The 25,514-nt window shown below is 72.8% G+C and carries 20 protein-coding genes; 14 read left to right on the top strand and 6 right to left on the bottom strand.

Annotated elements, in window-relative coordinates; all coding sequences use genetic code 11:
- Nucleotides 1-20 precede the first annotated feature (20 nt).
- Nucleotides 21-1,031: an alcohol dehydrogenase AdhP gene (adhP, locus tag ACFY30_RS32580; protein ID WP_390662467.1), complete on the bottom strand. Its 1,011-nt coding sequence runs from the start codon at nucleotides 1,029-1,031 to the stop codon at nucleotides 21-23.
- Nucleotides 1,032-1,205: 174 nt separating this feature from the next.
- Between adhP and ACFY30_RS32575 the strand changes: the two genes are divergently transcribed.
- Entirely contained in the window at nucleotides 1,206-2,219 is a 1,014-nt protein-coding gene (locus tag ACFY30_RS32575; RefSeq protein ID WP_390848737.1) for a 2-hydroxyacid dehydrogenase, read from the top strand.
- 47 nt (nucleotides 2,220-2,266) lie between these two features.
- Here the strand turns inward: ACFY30_RS32575 and ACFY30_RS32570 are convergent, their stop codons facing one another.
- Both ACFY30_RS32570 and ACFY30_RS32565 read right to left on the bottom strand, forming a co-directional pair.
- The gene (locus tag ACFY30_RS32570) at nucleotides 2,267-3,859 is read right to left on the bottom strand and encodes an oleate hydratase (protein ID WP_390848736.1); all 1,593 of its coding nucleotides are present in this window, start codon (nucleotides 3,857-3,859) and stop codon (nucleotides 2,267-2,269) included.
- A gap of 618 nt (nucleotides 3,860-4,477) precedes the next feature.
- Nucleotides 4,478-5,371 (bottom strand): universal stress protein, encoded by an 894-nt coding sequence (locus ACFY30_RS32565; protein ID WP_390848735.1) that lies wholly within the window; start codon nucleotides 5,369-5,371, stop codon nucleotides 4,478-4,480.
- Between the two features lie 290 nt (nucleotides 5,372-5,661).
- On the opposite strand from ACFY30_RS32565, the gene ACFY30_RS32560 reads away from it, so the two are divergent.
- The 7 genes from ACFY30_RS32560 to narI all read left to right on the top strand — a co-directional run bounded on the left by ACFY30_RS32560 (nucleotide 5,662) and on the right by narI (nucleotide 15,887).
- Nucleotides 5,662-6,681: an Acg family FMN-binding oxidoreductase gene (locus tag ACFY30_RS32560; RefSeq protein ID WP_390848734.1), complete on the top strand. Its 1,020-nt coding sequence runs from the start codon at nucleotides 5,662-5,664 to the stop codon at nucleotides 6,679-6,681.
- Nucleotides 6,682-7,126: 445 nt separating this feature from the next.
- Nucleotides 7,127-8,374, top strand: a complete 1,248-nt coding sequence (locus ACFY30_RS32555) for a nitrate/nitrite transporter (protein WP_390848758.1) — start codon at nucleotides 7,127-7,129, stop codon at nucleotides 8,372-8,374.
- Nucleotides 8,375-8,402: 28 nt separating this feature from the next.
- A complete protein-coding gene (locus ACFY30_RS32550; protein WP_390848733.1) occupies nucleotides 8,403-8,876 on the top strand; it encodes a hemerythrin domain-containing protein in 474 nt (157 codons plus the stop codon).
- 174 nt (nucleotides 8,877-9,050) lie between these two features.
- A complete protein-coding gene (locus ACFY30_RS32545; RefSeq protein ID WP_390848732.1) occupies nucleotides 9,051-12,773 on the top strand; it encodes a nitrate reductase subunit alpha in 3,723 nt (1,240 codons plus the stop codon).
- Nucleotides 12,773-14,461 (top strand): nitrate reductase subunit beta, encoded by a 1,689-nt coding sequence (gene narH / locus ACFY30_RS32540; RefSeq protein WP_390848731.1) that lies wholly within the window; start codon nucleotides 12,773-12,775, stop codon nucleotides 14,459-14,461. The genes ACFY30_RS32545 and narH overlap by 1 nt, the downstream gene beginning before the upstream one ends.
- Complete coding sequence (gene narJ / locus ACFY30_RS32535) at nucleotides 14,458-15,120, top strand: nitrate reductase molybdenum cofactor assembly chaperone (protein WP_390848730.1); 663 nt, start codon at nucleotides 14,458-14,460, stop codon at nucleotides 15,118-15,120. Before narH ends, narJ begins: the two co-directional genes overlap by 4 nt.
- Complete coding sequence (gene narI / locus ACFY30_RS32530; protein WP_390848729.1) at nucleotides 15,117-15,887, top strand: respiratory nitrate reductase subunit gamma; 771 nt, start codon at nucleotides 15,117-15,119, stop codon at nucleotides 15,885-15,887. The genes narJ and narI overlap by 4 nt, the downstream gene beginning before the upstream one ends.
- Nucleotides 15,888-15,905: 18 nt before the next feature.
- On the opposite strand, the gene ACFY30_RS32525 is transcribed toward narI, so the two are convergent.
- A complete protein-coding gene (locus ACFY30_RS32525; RefSeq protein WP_390848728.1) occupies nucleotides 15,906-16,562 on the bottom strand; it encodes an anion permease in 657 nt (218 codons plus the stop codon).
- Entirely contained in the window at nucleotides 16,526-18,265 is a 1,740-nt protein-coding gene (locus ACFY30_RS32520) for a GAF domain-containing protein (protein ID WP_390848727.1), read from the bottom strand. Before ACFY30_RS32520 ends, ACFY30_RS32525 begins: the two co-directional genes overlap by 37 nt.
- Nucleotides 18,266-18,464: 199 nt before the next feature.
- On the opposite strand from ACFY30_RS32520, the gene ACFY30_RS32515 reads away from it, so the two are divergent.
- From ACFY30_RS32515 to ACFY30_RS32490, 6 genes are all read left to right on the top strand, one after another.
- On the top strand, nucleotides 18,465-19,583 hold the full coding sequence (locus ACFY30_RS32515) for a nitroreductase/quinone reductase family protein (protein ID WP_390848726.1): 1,119 nt from the start codon (nucleotides 18,465-18,467) through the stop codon (nucleotides 19,581-19,583).
- Between the two features lie 137 nt (nucleotides 19,584-19,720).
- Entirely contained in the window at nucleotides 19,721-20,077 is a 357-nt protein-coding gene (locus tag ACFY30_RS32510) for a zinc ribbon domain-containing protein YjdM (RefSeq protein ID WP_390848725.1), read from the top strand.
- Between the two features lie 417 nt (nucleotides 20,078-20,494).
- Nucleotides 20,495-22,294, top strand: a complete 1,800-nt coding sequence (locus ACFY30_RS32505) for a SulP family inorganic anion transporter (protein ID WP_390848724.1) — start codon at nucleotides 20,495-20,497, stop codon at nucleotides 22,292-22,294.
- Nucleotides 22,291-22,716, top strand: a complete 426-nt coding sequence (locus tag ACFY30_RS32500) for an ATP-binding protein (RefSeq protein ID WP_390848723.1) — start codon at nucleotides 22,291-22,293, stop codon at nucleotides 22,714-22,716. Before ACFY30_RS32505 ends, ACFY30_RS32500 begins: the two co-directional genes overlap by 4 nt.
- 61 nt (nucleotides 22,717-22,777) lie before the next feature.
- The gene (locus tag ACFY30_RS32495; RefSeq protein WP_390848722.1) at nucleotides 22,778-23,218 is read left to right on the top strand and encodes an anti-sigma factor antagonist; all 441 of its coding nucleotides are present in this window, start codon (nucleotides 22,778-22,780) and stop codon (nucleotides 23,216-23,218) included.
- 159 nt (nucleotides 23,219-23,377) lie between these two features.
- Entirely contained in the window at nucleotides 23,378-23,728 is a 351-nt protein-coding gene (locus ACFY30_RS32490) for an ArsR/SmtB family transcription factor (RefSeq protein ID WP_390662451.1), read from the top strand.
- Nucleotides 23,729-23,929: 201 nt separating this feature from the next.
- On the opposite strand, the gene ACFY30_RS32485 is transcribed toward ACFY30_RS32490, so the two are convergent.
- A complete protein-coding gene (locus tag ACFY30_RS32485; protein ID WP_390848721.1) occupies nucleotides 23,930-25,459 on the bottom strand; it encodes a UDP-N-acetylglucosamine 1-carboxyvinyltransferase in 1,530 nt (509 codons plus the stop codon).
- Between the last annotated feature and the right edge of the window lie 55 nt (nucleotides 25,460-25,514).

Raw genomic sequence — 25,514 nt, 5'->3', positions numbered from 1 at the left:
GGGGGACGGGATCCGGCGGGTCACATCTCGAAGACGATGCGGGCCTTGATCTGCCCGTTCAGGACCTCGGCGATCGACTCGTTGACGGTGTCCAGTGGACGGGTCTCGTAGATGACCTTGGTGCGTCCGGCGGCGTGCAGCTGGAACACCTCCTCCAGGTCCTGGCGCGTGCCGACGATCGAGCCGATGACGGACGTGCCGTTCAGCACGGTGTCGAAGATCGGCACCTGGATGGTCCCGCCGGCGGGCAGGGCGACCATGACCAGCTTGCCGCCGCGCCGCAGACCGCCGTAGACGGCGGCGAACGCCTGCTCGTTGACGGCCAGCGCGATGGCCGCGTGGGCCCCGCCGTGCCGCTTGAGCACCTCGGCCGGATCCTCCTTGCGGGCGTCGATGAGGATGTCCGCGCCGAGCTCCCTGGCCAGCTCCAGCTTGTCGTCGGTGACGTCGATCGCCGCGACGGTCGCACCGGCGATCTTGGCGTACTGCACCGCCAGATGGCCGAGCCCGCCGACACCGGAGATCGCCACCAGCTGGGTCGGACGGACCCCGGCGACCTTGAGCGCCTTGTACGTGGTCACGCCGGCGCAGGTCAGCGGGGCGGCGTCGCGCGGGTCGATGCCGTCGGGGACGGGCGCGGCGAAATCGGCGGGGGCGAGCATCTTCTCGGCGTACCCGCCGTCCACGCTGTAGCCGGTGTTCTGCTGCTGCTCGCAGAGCGTCTCCCAGCCCGACAGGCAGTGCTCGCACCGCCCGCAGGCCCAGCCCAGCCAGGGCACGGCCACCCGCTGCCCGAGCTCCAGATGGGTCACCCCGTCCCCGAGCGCCTCGACGACGCCGACGCCCTCGTGGCCGGGGACGAAGGGCGGGGTGGGCTTGACCGGCCAGTCGCCGTGGGCGGCGTGGATGTCGGTGTGGCACAGCCCGGACGCCTCGAGACGGATGCGGACCTGACCGGGGCCGGGCTCCGGATCGGGGCGCTCCTCGATGACGAGCGGCTCGCCGAACGACCGGACGACTGCTGCCTTCATCAGATGCTCCTTGGGACTTGTTCGGTGCGGTGCGATTCAAGGGTCGGACGAAGCCGGGAGTGACGGCAGGTCCCCAACGTCCTCGCGAGAGGGGCCACCCGGCCCCGGGACCGTGGCGACCGGCCCTGCCCTTACGGTGGTGGGGTGATCAACCACCCCGTGGGAGGAGAGCACATGGAGATCGTCGCGTACGGCGTCCTCGCCGACGAGGAGCCGTTGCTGCACGCCGCGTTCGACCGGGCCTTCGCCGGCCGCCACGAACCGCGCTGTCTGCGGCTGTTCCTCAACCGGGACACCGCGCCGACCGCGGCCGGCCACGAGGTGGTGCTCAGCAGTGTCAACGACACCCTGGACAAGGAGGTGCTGAGCGCACTCGCCAAGGGCGGCACCAGGATGATCGCCCAGCGCGCCACCGGCTACAACAACATCGACCTGACGGCGGCCGGGGAACTGGGGCTGACGGTGGCCCGGGTGTCGTCCTACTCGCCGTACTCGGTCGCCGAGTTCGCCTGGGCGCTGGCGCTCGCCGTCGACCGGCGGATCGTACGGGCCGCGCACCGCACCCGGGAGTTCGACTTCCGGCTCGACGGGCTGATGGGCCGCGACCTGCGCGGCCGGACCGCGGGTGTGGTGGGCACCGGCAGGATCGGCGCCGCGTTCGCCCGGATCGCGCACGGCTTCGGGATGCGGCTGCTGGGCTGGGACGTCGCCGAGAACCCCGACTGCCTGGCCCTGGGCATGGAGTACGTCGAGCGGGAGCGCCTGTTCGCCGAGGCGGACCTGGTCAGCCTGCACGTGCCGCTGCTGCCGGACACCCACCACCTGGTGGACGCCCGGATGCTGGCGCTGATGAAGGACGACGCGATCCTGGTCAACTCCAGCCGGGGCGGGCTGGTGGACACCGACGCCCTGCTGGAGACCCTGCGCGCGGGACGGCTGAGCGGCGTGGGCCTGGACGTGTACGAGGAGGAGGCCGGGGTGTTCTTCCTCGACAAGTCCCTGGAGGTGATGACGGACGAACGTCTCGCCCGCCTGATGACCTTCAGCAACGTCCTGGTCACCTCGCACCAGGCGTACTTCACCCGGGACGCGGTCGGCCAGATCGCCGAGACCACCGCGGCCAACGTCACCGACTACCTCGCCGGCCGGAGCGGCGACAACACCCTCGTCCGGTCGCCCGCGGACTGAGCCCCGCGAGGCCCGTGCGCGGTGGCCGGACAAGGGAGGGCGGCGCCTCAGACGAGCGCGGCCCTGAGCACGTCGAGGGCGGTCCTCGGATCCGCCAGGGCGTGGTGGATGCCGGGGATCTCCTGCCGGTCGAGGCCGAGCAGGCCGTAGACGGCGTGCATGGCGCCGCGCACCGAGTACTCCACGGTGAAGACCACGTCCTCCGGGATCTCGGTGTACTGGCCGAGGAAGGCGAAGTTGGCGGCACCGCGCGGAACGACCAGGGGCCGGTCGTGGACGGTACGGGGGGCGAACTGGCTGGTGATGTACGGCATCATCACCGGGATCACGGTGGTGGTCGCCGCCACCTGCTCCTCGATGTCCCGCATCCCGAGGTGGCCGAGCAGCTCGGTGAGGATCTCCCGGCCGGTGGCCCGCGCCATCGGCTTGCCGACGAAGTCGCCGTCACGGTCGACGAACAGGCCGTACCCCCACACCGTGTAGACGTCCTCGGGCTGGTTCTCGAAGTGCGGGGCGTGCGGCACGACGATCGACATCAGCCAGTTGGAGTCCTTGAACGTCATCAGCGCGCCGGTGCCGGGAAGGTTGCCGGACAGCTCCTCGATGCGGTGCAGGAGCAGCGGGCTGCGCAGGGTGAGGGTGAAGGACTCCCACTTGGCCTCGTCCACGTTGCCGTTGAAGGCGGTGGGCCGGCCGAAGTCGTCGGCCTTGGCGGCGATGGTCTCCCACAGTCGCCACCCTCCGTCACGCTTGTCGCGGACCAGCTCGGGCGCGGTGGTGTCGCTGCCGTACGCGGCGTCGGCGGTCATCGATCCCAGGGTGAGGAACGCGTGGTCGGCGCCGGTGAGGTCGTACGTGTCCGGCTGCCCGGAGCGGTCGAGGTGCAGACGGGTGACCCGGCGGGCGCCGTCGGGCTCGGTGGTGAAGTCGACGTCGGTGACGCGCACACCGTGCTCGAAGAGCACGCCCCGGTCCGTCAGCCAGGTCCGCAGCGGGCGGATGATCGAGTCGTACTGGTTGAGACGGGTGCGGCGCACCCCGGACAGGGTGTGCATCCGCGGGAACTCCTGCATGAAGCGCAGGAAGTAGCGCTTGAGCTCGATGGCGCTGTGCCAGTTCTGGAAGGCGAAGGTCGTGCGCCACATGGCCCAGAAGTTCGTGCCGAAGAAGTGCGGCGAGAAGAAGTCCTGGATCCGGCGGGCCCCGATCACCGACTCGGGCAGCACCAGCAGGCGGGTCAGTTCCAGGCGGTCGCGGGTGTCCAGGCCGTAGTCGGAGGCGTCCAGGACCGTGGCGCCCTCGCCGATCAGACGGGCCTTGGCGTCGGTGGGCCACTTGGCGTTGAACTCGGTGATCTCGTCCCGTACCGACACCGTCTCGTCGGTGAGCGTGGGGATCGTCTCCAGGAGGTTCCACAGGCAGGTGTACGCCTCCTCCTCCAGCATCCGCCCGCCCCGGGTGACGTACCCGGCGGGCTCGCCGCTGCCGTCCATGGAGCCGCCGACGACCGGGAGCTCCTCGAGGACGTGGATGTTCTCGCCGGGGAAGCCGCCGTCGCGGATCAGGAAGGCGGCCGCCGCGAGGGAGGCGATGCCGCCGCCGACCAGGTAGGCATGGGACTGCTGCGGAGCGTCTGACATGACGTCCCTCCGTTCTGCCGCCCGGATCTCACGGGCGGCCGACAGTGATTCAGGAGTACCGCGCGCGGGGTACGCGCCGCGGGCCGGCGGGTGCGGGGCCTGCCGGGGGTGCGAATCGGGGGTGCGGGCGCTCGCCGGGGCCGGTGGTGCGGGTGCGGGCGCCCGCCCCGGGGGCTGCGGATCGCGGCGGGCGGGGTCCCCGGCGGAGGCGCGGATCACGGGTGCGGCGCGTCTGCCGGGTGTGGGGGCTGCCGCGTGCGGAGCACCGGCCGTGGGCCGGTCTCGCGGCTGCCGGACACCTGTCCGGCCGGGTTCACGGGGTGCCCGGCCCCCGCCCGGTCCGGGGTGGTGGGTGCCCGCCACTGCCGTGGTCGGGATCCCCCCCCGTGTCCCGGCACGTGCCGGGGTTCCAGGGGCAGGGTGCCGACGCCCGCCGGAGTGCGGTGTGGCGGCGCCGGAGTGATCGGGGGGCGGTGTGGTGCCCATGGAATCAGCCGACGGGTGAGGCGGCGGGGGCGGCAGGTCCCCGGACGGACCCGCCCGGGGACCGAGGGGGGTCGGGTCCCCCGGCGGGGGCGCGCATCCCCGCGGGGCGCGCGCCGGGACCCGCCCGCCCGTTCACTCGTGCGGGACCACCGCGACCGGCGCCGCGGCGTGGTGCAGCACGGCGTGGGCGACGGGCCCGATGCGGGTGCCCACCGGGGTGCGGCGGACGCGCCGGCCGACGACGACCAGCGAGGCGTCGGCCGCGGCGTCCACCAGATGGCCGCCCGCGTCGCCGACCGCGGACTGCTCGACGACCTCCACGCCCGGGTACTTCGCCCGCCACGGAGCCAGGACCGCCTCGATGGCGCTCGTCTCCTCGCGGACCGACACGTCGAGCACCGGGTCCACGGGCAGGCCGTAGGCGAGGTACGGCGGCAGGCTCCAGCCGTGCACCACGCGCAGCCGGGCCGTGCGGCGGGCCGCGGCGTCGAAGGCGAAGCCGATGACCGCTTCGTCCGCGTGCTCGCGGTCCAGGCCCAGGACGACGTCCCGGTACGGCGTGGCGGCCGACGCACGGCCGTCGGCGTCCGGCTGGTGCTCGTCCTCGGGACGGGCGCCGGAGCGCACGAGCACGACGGGCCGTTCGGTCTGCGCCGCCACGGCGAGCCCGACGGAACCGACCAGGAAGCCGGCGAGACCGCTCAGGCCCCGGGAACCGATGACCAGCGGGTCGGCGTTCGCGGAGGCCGACAGCAGCGCGGTCACGGGAGGCTGCGGCACCTGCTCGGAGGTGATCCGCAGGTCGGGGTGGAGGGCGTGCAGCTGTTCGGTCGCCTCGCGCAGCACCCGCCCGCCCCAGTGCCGGTGTGCCGCGTCGTCGGGCACGGGCTGGGCCTGCGGCTGCCAGTCCCAGGCGTGGACCAGGTGCAGCGGCAGGTCCCGCCGTTCCGCCTCACGGGCGGCCCACCGCATCGCGGCGAGGCTTTCGGGGGAGCCGTCCACTCCGACGGTCACGGTGCGGGGCATGGCGAGGACCTCCTGGTGAAGGGGTTGAGGCCGCCGGCGGCGACCTGGTGCCACGGTGTCAGCGGGGACGTACGCGGCAGTAGGGCCTATCGGCCCGGGGTCGTGTGGCGTCGGTCCCCCGATGACCGGGCAGGTCGGGCCGGACGAGCGGGCCGTGGGATCCCCGGCGCCGTCCGGCGAGGGGGTGAGGCCGTATGGCGTACCGGCCGGGGCCGGTCAACCCTCCCCGCGCGGGGAGGGACAACGGAAGGTGGGCGGTACAGGGGAGAGCCGCGAGGAGGAGAGCCGTCATGCAGACCCGGGAAGTCGACGCCACAGCCGTCCAGTCCCTGCTGGCCGCGGCGGTGGCGGCGCCGTCGATCCACAACACGCAGCCCTGGCGGTTCGGGCTGGACCCGGTCACCCTGACGATGGAGGTCCGCGCCGACGGCAGGCGGACGCTGCCGGTGACCGATCCGGACCAGCGCGCCCAGCACCTGTCGGTGGGCGCGGCGGTCTTCAACCTCCGGGTGGCCGCGGCCCATCTGGGCTGGGAGCCGCTGGTCCGGCTGGTGCCCGCCGCGGACGATCCCGACCTGCTGGCCACCGTGCAGCTGACCCGGCCCGGCGAGGACGGCCCGGACCCCCTGGGGCACCTGTACGAGGTCATCGAGCGCCGTCACACCAGCCGTATGCCGTTCACCGGCCGCCCGGTGCCGGAACCGGTCGTGACGGAGATGATCGGCGCGGCCCGTGCGGAGGGTGCGCACCTGGAGGTGCCCGACATCCTGGGCACCCGGCGCCTGCTGCACCTGACCCACGCGGGCGAGCTCCGCAACGCCTCCCACCCGGGCCGCACGGCCGAGGCGCGCACCTGGCTCACCGCCCCGGGCAGGGACACCCCCTACGGCATCCCGGTGGCCGCTCTCGGGGCGCTGGACGCGTCGGGACGGATCCCGATGCGGGACTTCACCGGCCGTCTGCCCGTGCCGCAGCTGCCCGCACTGCGCTTCGAACGTCACGCCCAGGTGGCGCTGCTGTGGACGGTGCGGGACCGGCGCGAGGACTGGCTGCGGGCGGGCGAGGCGCTGCAGCACGTGCTGCTCACCGCCACGGCGCACGGGGTGCGCACCTCGATGCTGCACCAGGCGATGGAGTGGACGGATCTGCGGGCGGCGACGGTCGGGTCGAGCCGGCGGTGCCCCCAGCTGCTGATCCGGTTCGGCTACGGCCACGAAGGCGGCCGCACCCCGCGTGCGTCCGCACCCACCGTGTCACGCGCCGGTGCCGGGCCGGCACCCTCCGGCGCGCCTACCGCCTACTCCGCCTGACCGCACCCCGCCCACGGGACCGAGCCGCCCTGCGGCCGACGTCGCCCTGCCCGCGGGACCGAGGCGCCCTGCGACCTGCGGCCGACGTCGCCCTGCCCGCGGGACCGAGGCGCCCTGCGCCCTGCGGCCGACGTCGCCCTGCCCGCGGGACCGAGCCGCCCTGCGCCCTGCGGCCGACGTCGCCCTGCCCGCGGGACCGAGCCGCCCTCCGGCCGACCGCGTCTTTCCGCACGCGCCACGAGGGGCACGGCCGCGAGGAGAGGGGACGGACGGATCCCGCCCCCGGGGACCGTCCGGCCGGGGGCAGGGACCCTTGGCCCATCCCGCCGGGCTGTCCGGGCGCGGACAGTGGGGGAGGAGGTGCCGGTCCGCGGACAGGGTCCGCGGTCGCCGTGCGACCCCGTGTCACAGGACTACCGTGAGTGAGAGCGAAGGGACGGACACCATGGTCCGGTCGTCGACGTCGGAGAGCGACAGGGCGGTTTCGGGTGCCCCGGTACCCGGCCGAGCCTGGCTGATGCTGGCCCTGGCCACCGTCGGGTTCGCCGTGAACTTCTGGGCGTGGGCGCTGCTCAGCCCGCTCGGCCCCCGCTTCAAGGACAGCCTCGACCTGTCGTCGTTCCAGCAGTCGCTGCTGGTGGCGGTGCCGGTGGTGGTCGGTTCCCTGGGCCGCATCCCGGTCGGCGCGCTGACCGACCGGTTCGGCGGGCGGGTCATGTTCCCGATCGTGTCGGCGGCCACCATCGTGCCGGTGCTCTATCTGGGCCTGGCCGGGCACTCCTCGCTGACGGCACTTCTGGTCGGCGGGTTCTTCCTCGGCATCGGCGGCACCGCCTTCGCCGTCGGTGTGCCCTTCGTCAACGCCTGGTTCCCGCCGGCCCGGCGGGGGATGGCCATCGGCGTCTTCGGCATGGGCATGGGCGGCACCGCGATCAGCGCGCTCACCACGGTGAAGCTGGTCGACGCGAACAGCATGTCGACCCCGTTCCTGATCACCGCGGCCGTGCTCGCGGCGTACGCGGTCGTGGCGGCGCTGGTGCTGCGGGACGCCCCCGGACGCACCGTGCCGACCGAGCCGCTGACCCGCCGTCTGGCGGCCACCCTCAAGCTGGGCGTCACCTGGCAGGCGTCCGCGCTGTACGCGGTGGCCTTCGGCGGCTACGTCGCCTTCTCCGTCTACCTGCCCACCTACCTCAAGACCGGCTACGGACTCACCCAGGCCGACGCGGCCAACCGCATGGCCGGGTTCGTGCTGCTGGCGGTGGCGATGCGCCCGATCGGCGGCTGGCTGTCCGACCGCGTCGGACCGGTCCGGGTGCTGGCCGGCACGCTCGCGGTGGTGCTGGCCGGAGCGGTCGCGCAGTCCTTCACGCCGTCTCTGGCGCCGGTGGGCACGATCGCCTTCCTGGCCATGGCCGCCGCGCTGGGCGCGGCCAGCGGCGCGGTGTTCGCCCTGGTGGCGCTGATGGCCCCGGCGAACAAGGTCGGCTCGGTCACCGGTGTCGTCGGTGCGGCGGGCGGTCTGGGCGGCTTCGTACCGCCGCTGGTGATGGGTTCGCTCTACGGCGCCTACGGCTCGTACGCGATCGGCCTGGTCCTGCTGGGCGTGGTCGCCGCGGCGGCGCTGACCTTCACCGAGACCGGGGTGCGGCACGCGCTCACCCGCCGCGCCCCCGCCGCCCCCTCCCACTGAACCGGAACAGCGGAACCGGAGACCTTCGATGTGCGAGTACTGCGGCTGCCAGTCGGTGGCCACGATCGACGAGCTGACCCGGGAGCACGACGCGGTCGTCACCCTCATCAGCCACGTCCGCGACGCCCGGCGCGACGGGGACACCGCCGCCATGGCCGGACTCGCCCGGCGCATCACCGCCGTCCTGACCCCGCACACCCGGGTGGAGGAGCACGGACTGTTCCCCGCGATGGCCGTGGAGTTCCCCGACCACATCGCCGCCCTGGAGGCCGAGCACCGCCGTGTCGAGGCGGTGCTGGCCGAGGCGGCGGACGGCGTGCCGGAGGATCCGTCCTGGCCGGACCGGCTGCTGGAGGTGCTGGACCTGCTGCGCGATCACATCCTCAAGGAGCAGGACGGCGTCTTCCCGGCCTCGCTGGCGACCCTGTCGACCGAGCAGTGGGAAGCCGTCGAGGCGGTCCGCGCCCGAGCGGGCAGCGCGCTGTCCCGCCCCGCCGTCTGACGGCCCCCCGGCCGCCCACCGGCACAGGCGGACCGGCCGGGGGACTCCTCGGGCGGTGTGCGCGTGTTGACGGCGTGACGGTTGACCTTTCGGGGGACGGCGGTCGTAGAGTCGGATCCGGCCAGAACCGATCACGACTCGAACGGGCCCGCACGCCCGGAAGCGGAGTGTCGCGTGAGCACGGAGACCAGCCCGGAACGGGCACGGCCAGGTTGGGACGGCGAGTTGGCGGAGGCGCTGGTGCGCTCCCGCCGGTTCTTCACCAGGGCGGAGGTCTCCGAGGACCTGCGCACCCTGCACCGGAAGGGCGGCCGGCAGGCGGACGAGTTCTACCGTGACCGCTGGTCGCACGACAAGGTGGTGCGGTCCACGCACGGCGTGAACTGCACGGGTTCGTGCTCGTGGAAGGTGTACGTCAGGGACGGCATCATCACCTGGGAGGCGCAGCAGACCGACTACCCGTCGGTCGGCCCGGACCGTCCCGAGTACGAGCCGCGGGGCTGTCCGCGCGGAGCGGCCTTCTCCTGGTACACGTACTCGCCCACCCGGGTGCGCTACCCGTACGTGCGCGGCGTGCTGCTGCAGATGTACCGGGAGGCGAAGGCCCGCCTCGGGGACCCGGTGGCCGCCTGGGCGGACGTCGTCTCCGACCCCGAGCGCGCCCGCCGCTACAAGAAGGTGCGCGGCAAGGGCGGCCTGGTCCGCGCGAGCTGGGACGAGGCGATCGAGATGGTCGCGGCCGCGCATGTGCACACGATCAAGGAGTACGGCCCGGACCGGCTCGCCGGGTTCTCCCCGATCCCCGCGATGTCGATGGTCTCCCACGCGGCGGGCGCCCGCTTCTACTCCCTGCTCGGCGGAGTGATGCTCTCCTTCTACGACTGGTACGCCGATCTGCCGGTGGCCTCGCCGCAGGTGTTCGGGGACCAGACCGACGTACCGGAGTCCGGGGACTGGTGGGACGCCGGCTATCTCGTCATGTGGGGCTCGAACCTGCCGGTGACCCGCACCCCGGACGCGCACTGGATGGCCGAGGCCCGCTACCGCGGCCAGAAGGTCGTCGCCGTGTCGCCGGACTACGCGGACAACGTGAAGTTCGCCGACGAGTGGCTCGCGGCCCGCCCCGGCACCGACGGGGCGCTGGCGATGGCCATGGGGCACGTGATCCTCAAGGAGTTCTTCGTCGACCGGCCCACCCCGTACTTCACCGACTACGTGCGGAAATACACGGACCTGCCGTTCCTGGTCACCCTCGACGAGGCCGACGGCGAGCCGGGCACCTTCACCCCGGGCAAGTTCCTGACCGCCGCGGATCTCGGCGGCGAGCACGCCGCGACGGAGCACGCCGAGTTCCGCACGGTCCTGCTGGACGCGCACACCGGGCATCCCGTGGTCCCCAACGGAACCCTCGGCGACCGCTACGGCGAGGCCGGCGCCGGCAAGTGGAACCTCGACCTCGGCGACACCCGGCCCCTGCTGTCCGCGGAGGGCGGCGACGAGGCGCCCGTGGCGGTGGCACTGCCCCGCTTCGACGCCCCCGACGGCGGCGCGGGCCGGCTGACGCGCGGAGTACCGGTCCGCCGGGTGGCCGGGCGCCGGGTGACCACCGTGTACGACCTGCTGCTCGCCCAGTACGGGGTGCCCCGCGCCGGCCTGCCCGGCCGGTGGCCCACGGGATACGACGACGCGGACGAGCCGTACACCCCCGCGTGGCAGGCCGCCGTCACCGGGGTGGACGCCGGGAAGGCGACGAGGATCGCGCGGGAGTTCGCCGCCAACGCCGAGGAGTCCCGCGGCCGCTCGATGATCGTCATGGGAGCGGGCACCAACCACTGGTTCCACTCCGACACCATCTACCGGGCGTTCCTCACCCTGACCACCCTGACCGGCTGCCAGGGCGTCAACGGCGGCGGCTGGGCGCACTACGTGGGCCAGGAGAAGGTCCGCCCCATCACCGGCTACTCGGCGATCGCGACCGCCTCCGACTGGAGCCGCCCGGCCCGGCAGATGATCCAGACCGCCTACTGGTACCTGCACGCCGACCAGTTCCGCTACGACCCCTTCTCGGCCGACACCCTGGCGGCGGCCGGCGCGGGAGGCCCGTTCGCGGGGAGGACCACGGCCGACGTGATCGCGCAGTCGGCGCGCATGGGCTGGATGCCCTCCTACCCGACCTTCGACCGCAACCCCCTCGACCTGGCCGACGAGGCCGACGGCGCCGGGCGCACGGCGGCCGAGCACGTGGTGGCGGAACTGAAGGCGGGGCGGCTGCGGATGGCGGGGGAGGATCCGGACGCCCCCGAGAACTTCCCCCGGGTGCTGACCGTGTGGCGGGCCAACCTGCTGGGCTCCTCGGCCAAGGGCAACGAGTACTTCCTCAGGCACCTGCTGGGCACGGACTCCTCCGTACGGGCCGCCGAGGCCCCGCCGGACGCCCGGCCGAAGGACGTGGTGTGGCGGGAGGAGGCGCCCGAGGGCAAGCTGGACCTGCTGCTGACACTCGACTTCCGGATGACCAGCACCACCGTCTTCTCCGACGTGGTGCTGCCCGCGGCGACCTGGTACGAGAAGCACGACCTGTCCAGCACCGACATGCACCCCTTCGTGCACGCCTTCAACCCGGCCATCGCCCCGCCGTGGCAGACCCGCACCGACTGGGACGCCTTCCACACGCTCGCCCGGGAGTTCAGCCGCCAGGCCGCCGGCCATCTGGGGGTGCGCAAGGACGTGGTCGCCGCGCCCCTGCTGCACGACACACCGGACGAACTGGCCACCCCGCACGGCCGGGTGCTCGACTGGAAAGCGGGGGAGTGCGACCCGGTACCGGGACGCACCATGCCGAAACTGCTCACCGTGGAGCGCGACTACGGCGCGGTGGCCGACAAGATGGGCGCGCTCGGCCCGCTGCTGGACACCCTGGGCGCCACCACCAAGGGCGTCACCTTCCACGTCGGCGAGGAGCTCGACCACCTGCGGCACAAGAACGGCGTCGTACGCGGCGGCGCCGCCGACGGCCGGCCGTCGATCGCCCGCGACACGCACGCCTGCGAGGCGATCCTGGCGCTGTCCGGCACCACCAACGGGCACCTGGCCACCCAGGGCTTCCGCACCCTCGAGGCCCGCACCGGCACCCGGCTCGCGGACCTGGCCGCCGAGCACGAGGGCAAGCGGATCACCTTCGCCGACACCCAGGCCGCCCCCGTCCCGGTCATCACCTCCCCGGAGTGGTCCGGCTCGGAGACCGGCGGGCGCCGCTACTCGCCGTTCACCGTCAACGTGGAGCGCCTCAAGCCCTGGCACACCCTCACCGGGCGCCAGCACTTCTACCTCGACCACGACTGGATCACCGCGCTCGGCGAGCAACTCCCGGTCTACCGGCCACCGTTGAACATGCACGCCCTGTTCGGCGAACCGGGCCTCGGCGAGGTCGGGGAACTCGGGGTGACCGTGCGCTACCTCACCCCGCACAACAAGTGGTCCATCCACTCCGAGTACCAGGACAACCTGTTCATGCTGTCGCTGTCCCGGGGCGGACCGACGATCTGGATGAGCACCCAGGACGCGGCCAAGGCCGGGGTGACGGACAACGACTGGGTCGAGGCGGTCAACCGCAACGGTGTGGTCGCCGCCCGCGCCGTCGTCTCCCACCGCATGCCGGAGGGCACCGTCTACATGCACCACGCCCAGGACCGGCTGATCGACGTGCCCCGCACGGAGACCACGGGCCGCCGCGGCGGCATCCACAACTCCCTGACCCGCCTGCTGATCAAACCCAGCCATCTCATCGGCGGCTACGCCCAGCTCTCCTACGCCTTCAACTACCTCGGCCCGACCGGCAACCAGCGCGACGAGGTCACCGTCATCCGCCGCCGCGCCGACCAGGAGGTGGAGTACTGATGCGTCTGATGGCCCAGATGGCGATGGTGATGAACCTCGACAAGTGCATCGGCTGCCACACCTGCTCGGTCACCTGCAAACAGGCGTGGACCAACCGCACCGGCGTCGAGTACGTCTGGTTCAACAACGTCGAGACCCGCCCCGGACAGGGATATCCGCGCCGCTACGAGGACCAGGCCACCTGGAAGGGCGGCTGGGAACTCAACAAGCGCGGCAACCTCGCGCTGAAGGCCGGCGGCCGCTTCAAGAAGCTGATCCAGATCTTCTCCAACCCGGTGCTGCCCACCCTCGACGACTACTACGAGCCCTGGACGTACGACTACGAGACCCTGACCAACGCCCCGCTGCAGGAGCACACCCCGGTGGCCCGCCCCAAGTCCCTGATCTCCGGCAAGGACATGAAGATCTCCTGGTCGGCGAACTGGGACGACGACCTCGGCGGATCCGCCGCGACGAGCGAGAAGGACGTCCTGCTCGACAAGGTCTCCGAGAAGATCAGGTTCGAGTTCGAGCAGACCTTCATGTTCTATCTGCCGCGCATCTGCGAGCACTGCCTCAACCCGTCCTGCGCGGCATCCTGCCCCTCCGGCGCCATCTACAAGCGCACCGAGGACGGCATCGTCCTCGTCGACCAGGACCGCTGCCGCGGCTGGCGGATGTGCGTGACCGGATGCCCGTACAAGAAGGTGTACTTCAACCACCGCACCGGCAAGGCGGAGAAGTGCACCTTCTGCTTCCCCCGCGTCGAGGTCGGCCTGCCCACCGTGTGCTCCGAGACCTGCGTCGGCCGGCTGCGCTACATCGGCCTGGTCCTCTACGACGCCGACCAGGTGCTCGAAGCCGCCACCACCCCCGACGACACCGACCTGTACGAAGCCCAGCGCAAGGTCTTCCTCGACCCGAACGACCCGGATGTGATCGCCGCGGCGGAGAAGGCCGGCATCCCCCGGGACTGGATCGAGGCCGCCCGGCGCTCCCCGGTCCACGCCCTGATCAACACCTACAAGGTGGCGCTGCCGCTGCATCCCGAGTACCGGACCCTGCCGATGGTCTGGTACATCCCCCCGCTGTCCCCGGTGGTCGACGCGGTCCGGGACACCGGCGAGGACGCCGAGGACCACCGCAACCTGTTCGCGGCCGTCGATGCCCTGCGCATCCCCGTCGACTACCTCGCCCAGCTCTTCACCTCGGGCGACCCCGCACCCGTGGACGCCGTCCTGCGCCGTCTGGCCGCCATGCGCGCGTACATGCGTGACATCAATCTCGGCCGCGAGCCGGACGACACCATCCCCGAGGCGGTCGGGATGACCGGGGAGCAGGTGTACGACATGTACCGGCTGCTGGCCCTCGCGAAATACGACGAGCGGTACGTCATCCCGCCCGCCCACGCCGAACAGGCGCACAAGCTGGAGGAACTGGCCACCGAGTGCAGCCTCGACTACGAAGGCGGCCCCGGCATGGGCGGCTCCGGCCCCTTCGGCGAGGCGTCCGGTGGCGCCGCGCCGATCGCCGTGGAGAACTTCCACGCCCTGCGCGACCGCCAGACCTCCGACACCCCGGCCGCGCCCACCGACCGGGCCACCCGGGTCAACCTCCTCAACTGGGACGGCAAGGGCTCCCCACCCGGCCTCTTCCCCGGCCGACCCACCGGCGGGGACAACGGCGGGGAGGGCGAGCCGAAGCCGTGAAACGGAAGACCACGCGCACCCCCCGCACCAAGGCCTGGCACCCGAACGCCTGGCAGATCCAGTCGCTGCTGCTCGCCTACCCCGGCGAACGGCTCGGACAGCACCTGGAGCTGGCCGGCCGGGTCGCCGCCACCCTGCCGGACCCGGTCGCCCGCCCCCTGCTCCGCTTCACCGAACTCGCCGCCCGGGCCGCTCCCGTCGACCTGGCGGCCGCCTACGTCGCCACCTTCGACCACCGCAAACGCTGCTGCCTCTACCTGACGTACTACGCGCACGGCGACACCCGCAAGCGCGGCATCGGCCTGCTGCGGCTGAAACAGACCTACGCCGGGGCCGGCTGGCGGCTCAGCGACGACGAACTGCCCGACCACCTCGCCGTCGTTCTCGAGTTCGCCGCCGCCGAGCCGGCCACCGGGGCCCGCCTGCTCACCGAACACCGGGCCGGCCTGGAGCTCCTGCGGCTGGCCCTGGGCGACGAGGGCTCGCCCTGGGCCCTCGTGCTGGACTCCGTCTCCGCCACCCTGCCCGCCCTCGGCGGCGACGAACGGGAAGCCGTCATGCGCCTCGCCGCCCAGGGCCCGCCGGAGGAGCAGGTCGGTCTCGACCCGTACGCAGCACCGCAGTTCCCGCCCGATCCCGTCGCAGGAGGCCCGCGATGACCGCACCCGCGCAGCCCGTCACCCTGGCGGTCGAGACCGGAACGGGCGGCATCCTGCTCTGGGTCGCCCTGCCCTACGTCTGTCTCGCGGTCTTCGTCCTCGGTCATGTCTGGCGCTACCGCTACGACAAGTTCGGCTGGACCACCCGCTCCTCCCAGCTGTACGAGAGGCGGCTGCTGCGCATCGGCAGCCCGCTGTTCCACTTCGGCATCCTGGTCGTCGCCCTCGGCCACGTCGGCGGCCTGCTGATCCCCAAGAGCTGGACGGAAGCGGCCGGGATCAGCGAGCACACGTACCACGTCGGCGCGGTCGTCCTCGGCACGATCGCCGGCGTCGCCACGCTCGGCGGGCTCGCCGTCCTGGTCTACCGGCGCCGCACGGTCGGACCGGTGTTCTCCGCCACCACCCGCAACGACAAGGCCATGTACGTCTCGCTGACCCTGACCATCGGGCTCGGCCTGGCGGCGACCGTGGCCGCGAACATCGTCGGCGGGGGATACGACTACCGCGAGACCATCTCCCCGTGGTTCCGTTCGATCTTCTACTTCCAGCCCGACCCCGACCTGATGACCGACGCCCCGGTGCTGTTCCAGGTGCACGCGGTCAGCGCGCTGCTGCTGTTCGCGTTCTGGCCGTTCACCCGGCTCGTGCACATGCTCACCGCGCCGCTGGGCTATCTGACCCGCCCGTACATCGTCTACCGCAGCCGTGACGTCCGGCTCGGCACCAGGGCCCCGCACCGCGGCTGGGAGCGGACGGGGTCCTGAGCGGCCGGAAGGCCGGGATCACCAGTGACCGAGGACCTTCAGCCACAGCGACCCGACGCCCATCCAGATGACGATGTCGGCGCCCGCGGCGATCAGTCCGGTGCGCCACCATTCGGCGAGGGTGACATAGCCGCCGCCGAAGAGGACGGGGGCCGGGCCGGAGGCGTAGTGGGTGAGACCGCCGTACAGGGAGCTGATGAAGCCGAGGACCAGGGCGGCCATCACCTGCGGCGCGCCGGTGGCGGTGGCGGCCGCGAGGAAGGCGGCGTACATCGCGGCGACGTGTGCGGTGTTGGAGGCGAACAGGTAGTGGGAGAAGAGGTAGACCAGCGTCAGCACGACGAACGCGCTCTGCCAGCCGATCCCCGAGGTGGCGTCGGTGATGCTGTCGCTGAACCAGCCGATGACGCCCAGCTCCTGCAGCTGCCCGGCCATCATCACCAGGACGGAGAACCACACCAGCGTGGTCCAGGCGGCCTTCTCCGCGACGAGATCGCCCCAGGTCAGAACACCGGTGACGAGCAACAGCGCGACGCCGGTGAAGGCGGAGACGGTGGCGGACAGGTCCCACGCCTGGCCGCCGACCGACCACAGCCGGCCGGCCCGGCGCCCGGATGCCGACGGCTCGTCAGCCGCGCTCAGACGGTCCGCTGCGGCCGCAGCGGTACCGTCCACTCCACGACGGTGCCGGTGGGATCGTTCGACGCGACGGTGCAGGTTCCGCCGAGGTCGGTGGCGCGCCGGCGTAGGTTGTCCAGGCCGCTTCGCCGGGTGACGGCCGGGTCGACGCCGGACCCGTTGTCGGCGACCCGCAGGTGGAGCCGGGTGCCGTCGGTCTCGGCGGTGACGTCCACGGCGGTGGCGCGAGCGTGCCGGGCGGCGTTGGAGAGCGTCTCGCGCAGCACCGCCAGCACCTGCTCGGCGTACTCGGCGGGTACGTCGGTGTCGAGCAGGCCGGTCATGCGCAGGGCCGGGGCGAAGCCGAGCGCCTCGGTCGCCTGGTCCGTCTCGGCCAGCAGTTTCGAGCGCAGGCCGCCGCGCCCGTCGGAGCGGTCGCGCTCGTGCAGCGCGTAGATCGTGCTGCGCACGGTCTTGATGGTGTCGTCGAGGTCGTCGACCACCCGCTGGACGCGTTCGGCCACCTCGGGCCGGTCGGACATGCGGCCGATGACGGAGTTCAGGGTCAGCCCGGACGCGAACAGCCGCTGGATGGCGAGGTCGTGCAGGTCGCGGGCGATGCGGTCCCGGTCGGTCAGCACCAGGAGGTGCTCGGCCTCGCGCCGGTGCTCGGCGATCTCCAGAGCCAGCGCGGCCTGGTCGGCGAAACCGTCGATCATGGTCATGACGGCCTCGGAGAACTCCGTGCCGCCGGGCAGGTTCGCGACCTGCAGCACTCCGCGTACATGCTCGCCGCCGCCCAGCGGAAGCAGGAAACCGGGCCCCAGGTCGATCTGCGCCGCGGAGCCGCCGCCCGCCTGCGGCTCGTCGGAGAGCGCGCCGCTGGTGATCCGCTCATTGGAGTGGTAGACCTTCGCCGCCAGCGTGGTGGCGGGCAGCACGAGCCCCCGCACCCGCTCGGCGCCCACACCGTCGGCGGCCTCGATCACCAGCTCCTCGGTGCCCTCGAACGGCACCGCCAGCGTCACCAGGTCGGCGCCGGACAGGGTCCTGACGGTGACGGCGATCTGCTGCAGCACCTGGCCGGTGCCGGTGCCCGACAGCAGGCTGCGGGTCAGTTCACTGCTCGCCGCGAGCCACTGCTCCCGGCGGCGGGTGTCCTCGTACAGGCGGGCGTTGTCGATGGCCACGCCGGCCGCGGCGCCGAGGGTGCGCAGGACGGCCTCGTCCTCGTCGTCGAACTCCGCGCCGCCGCGCTTGTCGGTCAGGTACAGGTTTCCGAAGACCTTGTCGCGCACCCGTACCGGCGCCCCCAGGAACGTCGTCATCGGCGGATGTCCCTCGGGGAAGCCCACCGAGTCGGGGTGCCGGCCCAGGTCCGCGAGGCGCAGCGGCTCCGGGTGCCGGATCAGCAGCCCCAGGATGCCGTGGCCCTCGGGGTAGGGGCCGATCTCCTTGATGGTCTCCTCGTCCACCCCCACGGTGATGAACCGCTTGATCCGTCCTTCCTCACCCAGCACCCCCAGTGCCCCGTAGCGGGCGTCCACGACGGACACCGCGGACTCGGTGATCTGTCTGAGAACGACGTCGAGGTCCAGGTCGGAGCCGATGGCGAGGACCGCGTCGAGCAGCGTGTGCACCCGGTCCCGGGTGGCGCGGACCTGGGCCACCTGCGCCTGCAGGCCCTCCAGCAGCTCGTCCAGCCGCAATTGGGGCGCCGCCGGAGCGGCTTTCCGACCCTCTGCCGGACTGTCCGTCATCGCCATTCCCTCCCGAGGATGCCAGGGGCACGTTCTCATCATGCCCGAACGGCTCTGGCCGCACGCGAACGCATGTGTTAATCCCCGGCCGTCCCACCGGCCCGGACGCCGTCTGTGACCAGGGACACAAGCTGTTCGGCCGTGTCGCGCGGCCGAACGGCCCTGGCCGGGACGGGGTGACCGCGCGGACGCTGGGACCATGGACGCAGGAAGCATTCCGGCGGGCGGCTCGGCCACCGTGACGCCCCGGCCGGGGCGGGCGAACCGCGTGGTGCTGGCGGTGCTGAGGTCACGGTGGCACGCGGCCCTGCCCGGTCTGTGCGCGCTGACCTTCCACGGGCGGCGCAGCGGGCGCCCGGTGACCCTGCCCGTGCAGTGCGCGCGCGAGGGCGACCAGCTCGTGATCCTGGTGGGCCGCGCCGCCGGCAAGCGGTGGTGGCGCAACTTCACCGAGCCCCGTGAGGTCCGCGTGCTGCTCGAAGGGGCGACCCACGAGGGCAGCGGACGCCTGGTCCCGGCGGAGCATCCGGGCCGTGCCGGGGCGGAGCGGATCTACGGCCGACGCCATGCCCGCACCCGGATCGCCGCCGACGACCCCATGGTCGTGATCACCTTGACGTCCGGCCGTCGTTCCGGCGCGCGGCCCGGGCGGGAAGGTCCCGCGGCCGCCCCGCCGGATCCGGCGGGACGGCGGCTGTGGGCACGCTGGTGGCGATGGACGACGCTGGGGGAGGCCGCAGGATTCTGCGTTCCCGCCGCGGCGGCCGCCGTGATCGGTGACGCCTCCGCGGCGATCGAGTGGCCGGTGCTGCTGGCGGCGGGGGCGGCCGAGGGAGCCGTGCTGGGCGCGGCTCAGGCCCATGTGCTGCACGGGGTGCTGCCCGGCCTGCGCCGGGGCCGCTGGGTGTCGGCCACCGCGGGGGCGGCGGCCTGCGCCTGGCTGCTGGGTCTGCTGCCGTCGGCGGTGCTTCCCCGGGTCGGATTCTGGCCGGTCGCGGCCGGCCTGGCGGTGGTCGACGGGCTGCTCCTGCTGCTCAGCCTGGGCACCGCGCAGTGGTGGGTGCTCCGTCGCCATGTCAGCGGCGGCGGCTTGTGGATCTGGGCCACCGCCGCCGCCTGGCTGGCCGGGCTGGCCGTCTTCTGCGCGGTGTCCATGCCGTTGTGGCACCCGGGCCAGTCTCCCCTGCTGATCGCGGGCATCGGCGTACTCGCGGGGATGCTCATGGCGGCCACCGTCGCCGCCGTCACCGGAGTGGCGCTGGTCCGCCTGACGCGCCGGTCGGCCGGTGCCGAGGCGACGCCGGACGAGATCGCCTGAGGACCGCAGGCACCGCGCGCGACACCGCGGGCCGCCCGGGGCGCTGTCGCCGGGCGGCCCGCGGTGGCTCCGGGAGGGCGCCGGGCGGTGCCCTTCGCGCCGGGCCGGGGCGGGACCCGGCCGGATACGCTGGCGGAATGATCGAGAATCCTCCTCCCTGTCCCCAGTGCTCGTGCGAGTACACCTACGAGATGAACGCCCTGGTGGTGTGCCCGGAGTGCGGCCACGAGTGGATGCCCGCCGAGGGCGCGGGGGACGCCGCCGGCCCCGCCGCGCGCGTCGTCCGGGACGCCGTCGGCAACGTGCTTCAGGACGGTGACGCCGTGGTCGTCGTCAAGGCCCTCAAGGTCAAGGGCAGCCCCTCCGGTATCAAGGCCGGGACGAAGGTGCGTGGCATCCGGCTCGTCGACGGGGTCGACGGCCACGACATCGACTGCCGGATCGACGGCTTCGGTGCCATGCAGCTGAAGTCGAGCGTGGTCAAGAAGGCCTGACCCGCCCCACGGACGGGTCTTCAGGGCGTCGGTCCGCTGCCGAGTTGCCAATGTTCGCAATTGGTTAGATGCTGTGATCGCTGTGCCCGTAGGTAGCCGCGGGCGCAGCCGCGCGCCCTGTCCTGACGCAGGGCGCGCCGACTGTGCCCGGCGACGCTGTTCGCGGTGGACCGCGACGGACCGCAAGCAGATCAACGGGATGCTGAATTGCAAAATTGCGCAATTAGATAGATGCTTTGTTTGCTGCGCCCGCAGCGACCGGCGCCGGCGCAGCGCCCCCGCGCAACCGCGCGGGGTGCGGGTCCAGGGAAGTCGAGGAGTCGTGTCGGTTCCGACGTACCAGGCCGAGGCCGCGTTCTTCCGTACGCGGCAGGGCGAGCCGCCGGCCGGGCCGCGGGAAGCGGAGGGCGGCGCGCGATGACCTCCGGGATCAGCCGGGCCCTGGCCCGGATCACCTCTCTCCTGCCGGGCCGCGCCGATCTGGCCGACCTGCGGCGCGACCCGCGCCGGGATCTGCTCGCGGGACTGACCGTGGCGATCGTGGCGCTGCCGCTCGCACTCGGCTTCGGGGTCTCCTCGGGGCTGGGCGCCGAGGCGGGCCTGGCCACCGCCGTCGTCGCGGGCGCGCTGGCCGCCGTCTTCGGCGGATCGAACCTCCAGGTGTCCGGGCCGACCGGCGCCATGACGGTCGTCCTCGTGCCGATCGTCGGCGCGTACGGGCCGGCCGGAGTGCTCACCGTCGGACTGATGGCGGGCGTGATGCTCGTGGCACTGGCCGCGCTGCGGGCCGGCAAGTACATGCAGTACGTGCCCGCTCCCGTGGTCGAGGGCTTCACCCTCGGCATCGCCTGCGTGATCGGGCTGCAGCAGATCCCGAACGCGCTCGGGGTGCCCAAGCCGGAAGGCGACCGTGTCCTGGTGGTCACCTGGCGGGCCGTCGCGCGGTTCGCGGAGGCTCCGAACTGGACGGCGGTGGGCTTCGCGGTGGCCGTCGCCGTGGTGATGCTCGTCGGCGCGAGGTGGCGGCCGACCATCCCCTTCTCCATCGTCGCGGTCATCGCCGCGACCGTCGTGGCACAGGCGGCGGGCCTGGACGCGGCGAAGCCGATCGGCGCCCTGCCCTCCGGGCTGCCCGTCCCGTCCTTCTCCTTCCTCGACCCGGGAGCCCTCGGCTCGCTGCTCACCCCCGCCGTCGCGGTCGCCGCCCTCGCCGCCCTGGAGTCCCTGCTGTCGGCGTCCGTCGCCGACGGCATGACCGTGGGTCAGCGGCACGACCCCGACCGGGAGCTGTTCGGGCAGGGCCTCGCCAACATCGCCGCCCCGCTGTTCGGCGGCGTCCCCGCGACCGGCGCGATCGCGCGCACCGCCGTCAACGTCCGTACGGGGGCGTCCTCCCGCCTGGCCGCCCTCACCCACGCCGCGATCCTCGCCGTCATCGTCTTCGCCGCCGCGCCCCTGGTGTCCAGGATCCCCCTCGCGGCCCTGGCCGGCGTCCTGCTGGCCACCGCGATCCGCATGGTCGAGGTCGGCTCCCTGCGGGCCATGGCCAGGGCCACCCGCTCCGACGCGCTGGTCCTCGTCCTCACCGCGGTCGCCACCCTCGCCCTGGACCTGGTCTACGCCGTGCTGATCGGCCTGGCGGTGGCCGGTTTCCTGGCCCTGCGGGCGGTGGCCCTGCAGGCCCGCTTCGACCAGGTCCCGCTGGACCGCGGCGACCACAGCGCCGAGGAACACGCCCTGCTCGCCGAGCACATCGTGGCGTACCGCATCGACGGACCGCTGTTCTTCGCGGCCGCGCACCGCTTCCTGCTGGAGCTGACCGAGGTCGCGGACGTCCGGGTGGTCATCCTGCGCATGTCGCGGGTGTCGACGATGGACGCCACCGGCGCGCTCGTCCTGAAGGACGCGGTCCTGAAGCTGCGCCGGCGCGGCATCCTCGTCCTGGCCTCCGGCATACGCGCCGACCAGCGGCAGGTCCTGGACTCCGTCGGCGCCCTGGACCTCCTCGAACACGACGGCCGGGAGTACGCCACCACCCCGGAGGCCATCCGCGCCGCCCGCGACCACCTGGAACGGTCCGGGGTCCTGTCTCCCGCGGCCCACCGGCGGGCGACGGTCCCGACCGCCGCGAAGTCCACCGAATCCCCTGACCGCCCGCCCGACGACGCGTCCCCCACCGCCCTGCACGGGGCCGGCTCCCGGAGGGAGAACCGATGACCGCCGGGCTCGAAACGCTGCCCCACCGGCACGTGCTCACCGTGCCCAGTGAACCGTCCGCCGTCCGCCTGGCGCGCCAGACGGCCGAACAGGCACTGGTCGAGTGGGGCATCGGCCTGCGCCACCCCACGGTGGACCCGGCGCTGCTGATCCTCAGCGAACTGGTGACCAACAGTGTCCGGCACGCCGCCGCGCTCTCCCCGCAGGTCACCGTGGTCTACGCGGCCGGCGCGGACTGCCTGGCCTTCGCCGTGCACGACCGACACCCCTACCAGCCCTCGCTGTACGGGGCGGTCGGCGGATCCGGCGCGGGCGGACTGGGCACCGTCATGGAACTCGTCGTCACCCTGGGCGGCACCGCGGTGGTCCGTGGTGACGCCGACGGCCGGGGCAAGAGCATCTGGATCTCCCTCCCCCTCTGACCCCCTCTCCGGCCGCAGCGCGGACCTCCACCACCCGACCCAGGCAAGGAAGTGCACCCGCATGACCATCGACTGGCGCTACACCGTCCACGACGATCTCGGCGTCCTCTCCGTCGCCGGACATCTCGGCCCCCAGGCCGTGCGCCGCTTCGGCGGAGCCGTCGGCTGGGCCCTGACCCGCGGCACCGGCCCGGTCGTCGTCGACCTCACCGAGCTGCGCGGCTGGTCGGCGGAGGGACAGCTGGCCATCACCGACGCCGCCCGCCGCCTCGCCGCGGCGGGCCGCACCCTGGAACTGGCCGCGATCCCCGCCGACGGCTCGCTCGTCCCGGCCGGTGACGGACCGCCCATCCCGGTCCACGTGGACCGGGCGGCGGCGCTCGCCGCACACCGGACCGGGCAGCGGGCGGAGCGGGGCGAAGAGCGCCAGGAGTGGCGCACCACCGGCTGGCCGGCGGACGCACCCCGCCCCTCGGGCGGCAGGACAGGCGGGTCTGAGTAATTGCTAACGTTGGCAATTCCAGAGGTCATCGCCACGGGAATCGGTGGCCCGGCGTCCCGGCACGGATCCGGCGCAGCCGGTCGCACGGGTGAGGACGGGCCGCATGTGTAGGACGAGTGGGTGGATACCGTGCTGTTGTCGCGGGGAGGAGGCGGGCCGGTGAGTACGCCGCTCTACCAGTTGAAGGCCGAGTTCTTCAAGACGCTCGGGCATCCGGCCCGCATCCGGGTCCTGGAGCTGCTGAGCGAGCGCGAGCACGCGGTCGCGGAGATGCTGCCCGAGGTGGGCATCGAGCCCGCGCACCTCTCCCAGCAGCTGGCGGTCCTGCGCCGGGCGAACCTGGTGGTGACCCGCAGGGAGGGCTCCACGGTCTACTACTCCCTGACCAGCCCGCACGTCGCCGAACTCCTGCGGGTCGCCCGCACGATCCTGTCCGGCGTCCTGACCGGCCAGGCCGAACTGCTCGCCGACCTCCAGGCGGCCCGCGGCCCGTCCGAACCGCCGTCGTGACGACGGCCCCCAGACGGCGGCCGCCTTCCGTGACCGGACAGCGAACATCGATCGGAAGGCGGCCGCCGGCCCACCCCGGCCGGGCACACCCGCGCAGCGCCGAGGGAGAAGCACCGGAGGCGGGCCGGCGAGAGGCCCCGCGGGTGTGCCGGCCGGACGTCCCGCGGAACGGGCCGGCCGGATGTCCGGCGGAAGGGCGGGTCAGATGTCCCGGAAGATCTCGATCTGCGCCCCGATCGAGTTCAGCCGCTCCGCGAGATCCTCGTAACCCCGGTTGATGACATACACGTTGCGCAGCACGGACGTGCCCTGCGCCGCCATCATCGCCAGCAGGACGACCACGGCCGGGCGCAGGGCCGGCGGGCACATCATCTCGGCGGCGCGCCAGCGGGTGGGGCCCTCCACCAGGACCCGGTGCGGGTCGAGGAGCTGGAGGCGGCCGCCGAGGCGGTTGAGGTCGGTGAGGTAGATCGCGCGGTTGTCGTAGACCCAGTCGTGGATGAGGGTCTTGCCCGACGCGACGGCCGCGATGGCCGCGAAGAACGGGACGTTGTCGATGTTCAGGCCGGGGAACGGCATGGGGTGGATCTTGTCGATCGGCGCCTCCAGCTTGGAGGGCCGGACGGTGAGGTCCACCAGCCGGGTGCGGCCGTTGTCGGCGTGGTACTCGGGCGTGCGGTCGTGGTCGAGGCCCATCTCCTCCAGGACCGCGAGCTCGATCTCCAGGAACTCGATGGGGACCCGGCGCACCGTCAGCTCCGACTCCGTCACCACCGCGGCGGCCACCAGGCTCATCGCCTCGACCGGGTCCTCGGAGGGGGAGTAGTCGACGTCCGCGTCGATGTCCGCCACCCCGTGCACGGTGAGCGTGGTGGTGCCGATGCCCTCGACCCGCACCCCGAGCGCCTCCAGGAAGAAACACAGGTCCTGGACCATGTAGTTGGAGGAGGCGTTGCGGATGACGGTCACGCCGTCGTGGCGGGCGGCGGCCAGCAGCGCGTTCTCGGTGACGGTGTCCCCGCGTTCGGTCAGCACGATGGGGCGGTTCGGACGCACGGCGGGGTCCACGACCGCGTGGTACTGGCCCTCCGTCGCCGCGATGTCCAGCCCGAACCGGCGCAGCGCGATCATGTGCGGTTCGATCGTCCGCGTGCCCAGGTCGCAGCCGCCGGCGTAGGGCAGCTTGAAGGCGTTCATCCGGTGCAGCAGCGGGCCGAGGAACATGATGATGGACCGCGTGCGCACGGCGGCCTCGGCGTCGATCGCCGCCATGTCCAGCTCGGCCGGCGGCACGATCTCCAGGTCGACCCCGCCGTTGATCCAACGGGTGCGGACACCGATGGAGTTCAGCACCTCGAGCAGACGGTAGACCTCCTCGATCCGGGCGACCCGGCGCAGCACTGTGCGCCCCCGGTTGAGCAGGGAGGCGCACAGCAGGGCCACGCACGCGTTCTTGCTGGTCTTCACATCGATGGCGCCGGACAGCCGACGGCCCCCCACGACACGCAGATGCATCGGTCCCGCGTAGCCCAACGAGACGATCTCGCTGTCCAGCGCCTCACCGATCCGAGCGATCATCTCAAGGCTGATGTTCTGGTTGCCGCGCTCGATGCGATTGACGGCGCTCTGACTGGTGTTGAGCGCCTCGGCCAGCTGTGCCTGTGTCCAGCCCCGGTGCTGCCGGGCGTCACGGATGAGCTTGCCGATGCGTACGAGGTAGTCGTCTGCCATGAGGCTGAGGTTATCTCAGATATGAGATGGCACCTCTCGGGGGGTCCATTCGGGT

It is taken from the genome of Streptomyces sp. NPDC000345 (assembly GCF_042898825.1).
Classification (GTDB): Bacteria; Actinomycetota; Actinomycetes; order Streptomycetales; family Streptomycetaceae; genus Streptomyces.
The sequence above is the reverse complement of the archived record's forward strand: the minus strand, read 5'-3'. Positions and strand labels throughout refer to the sequence as shown.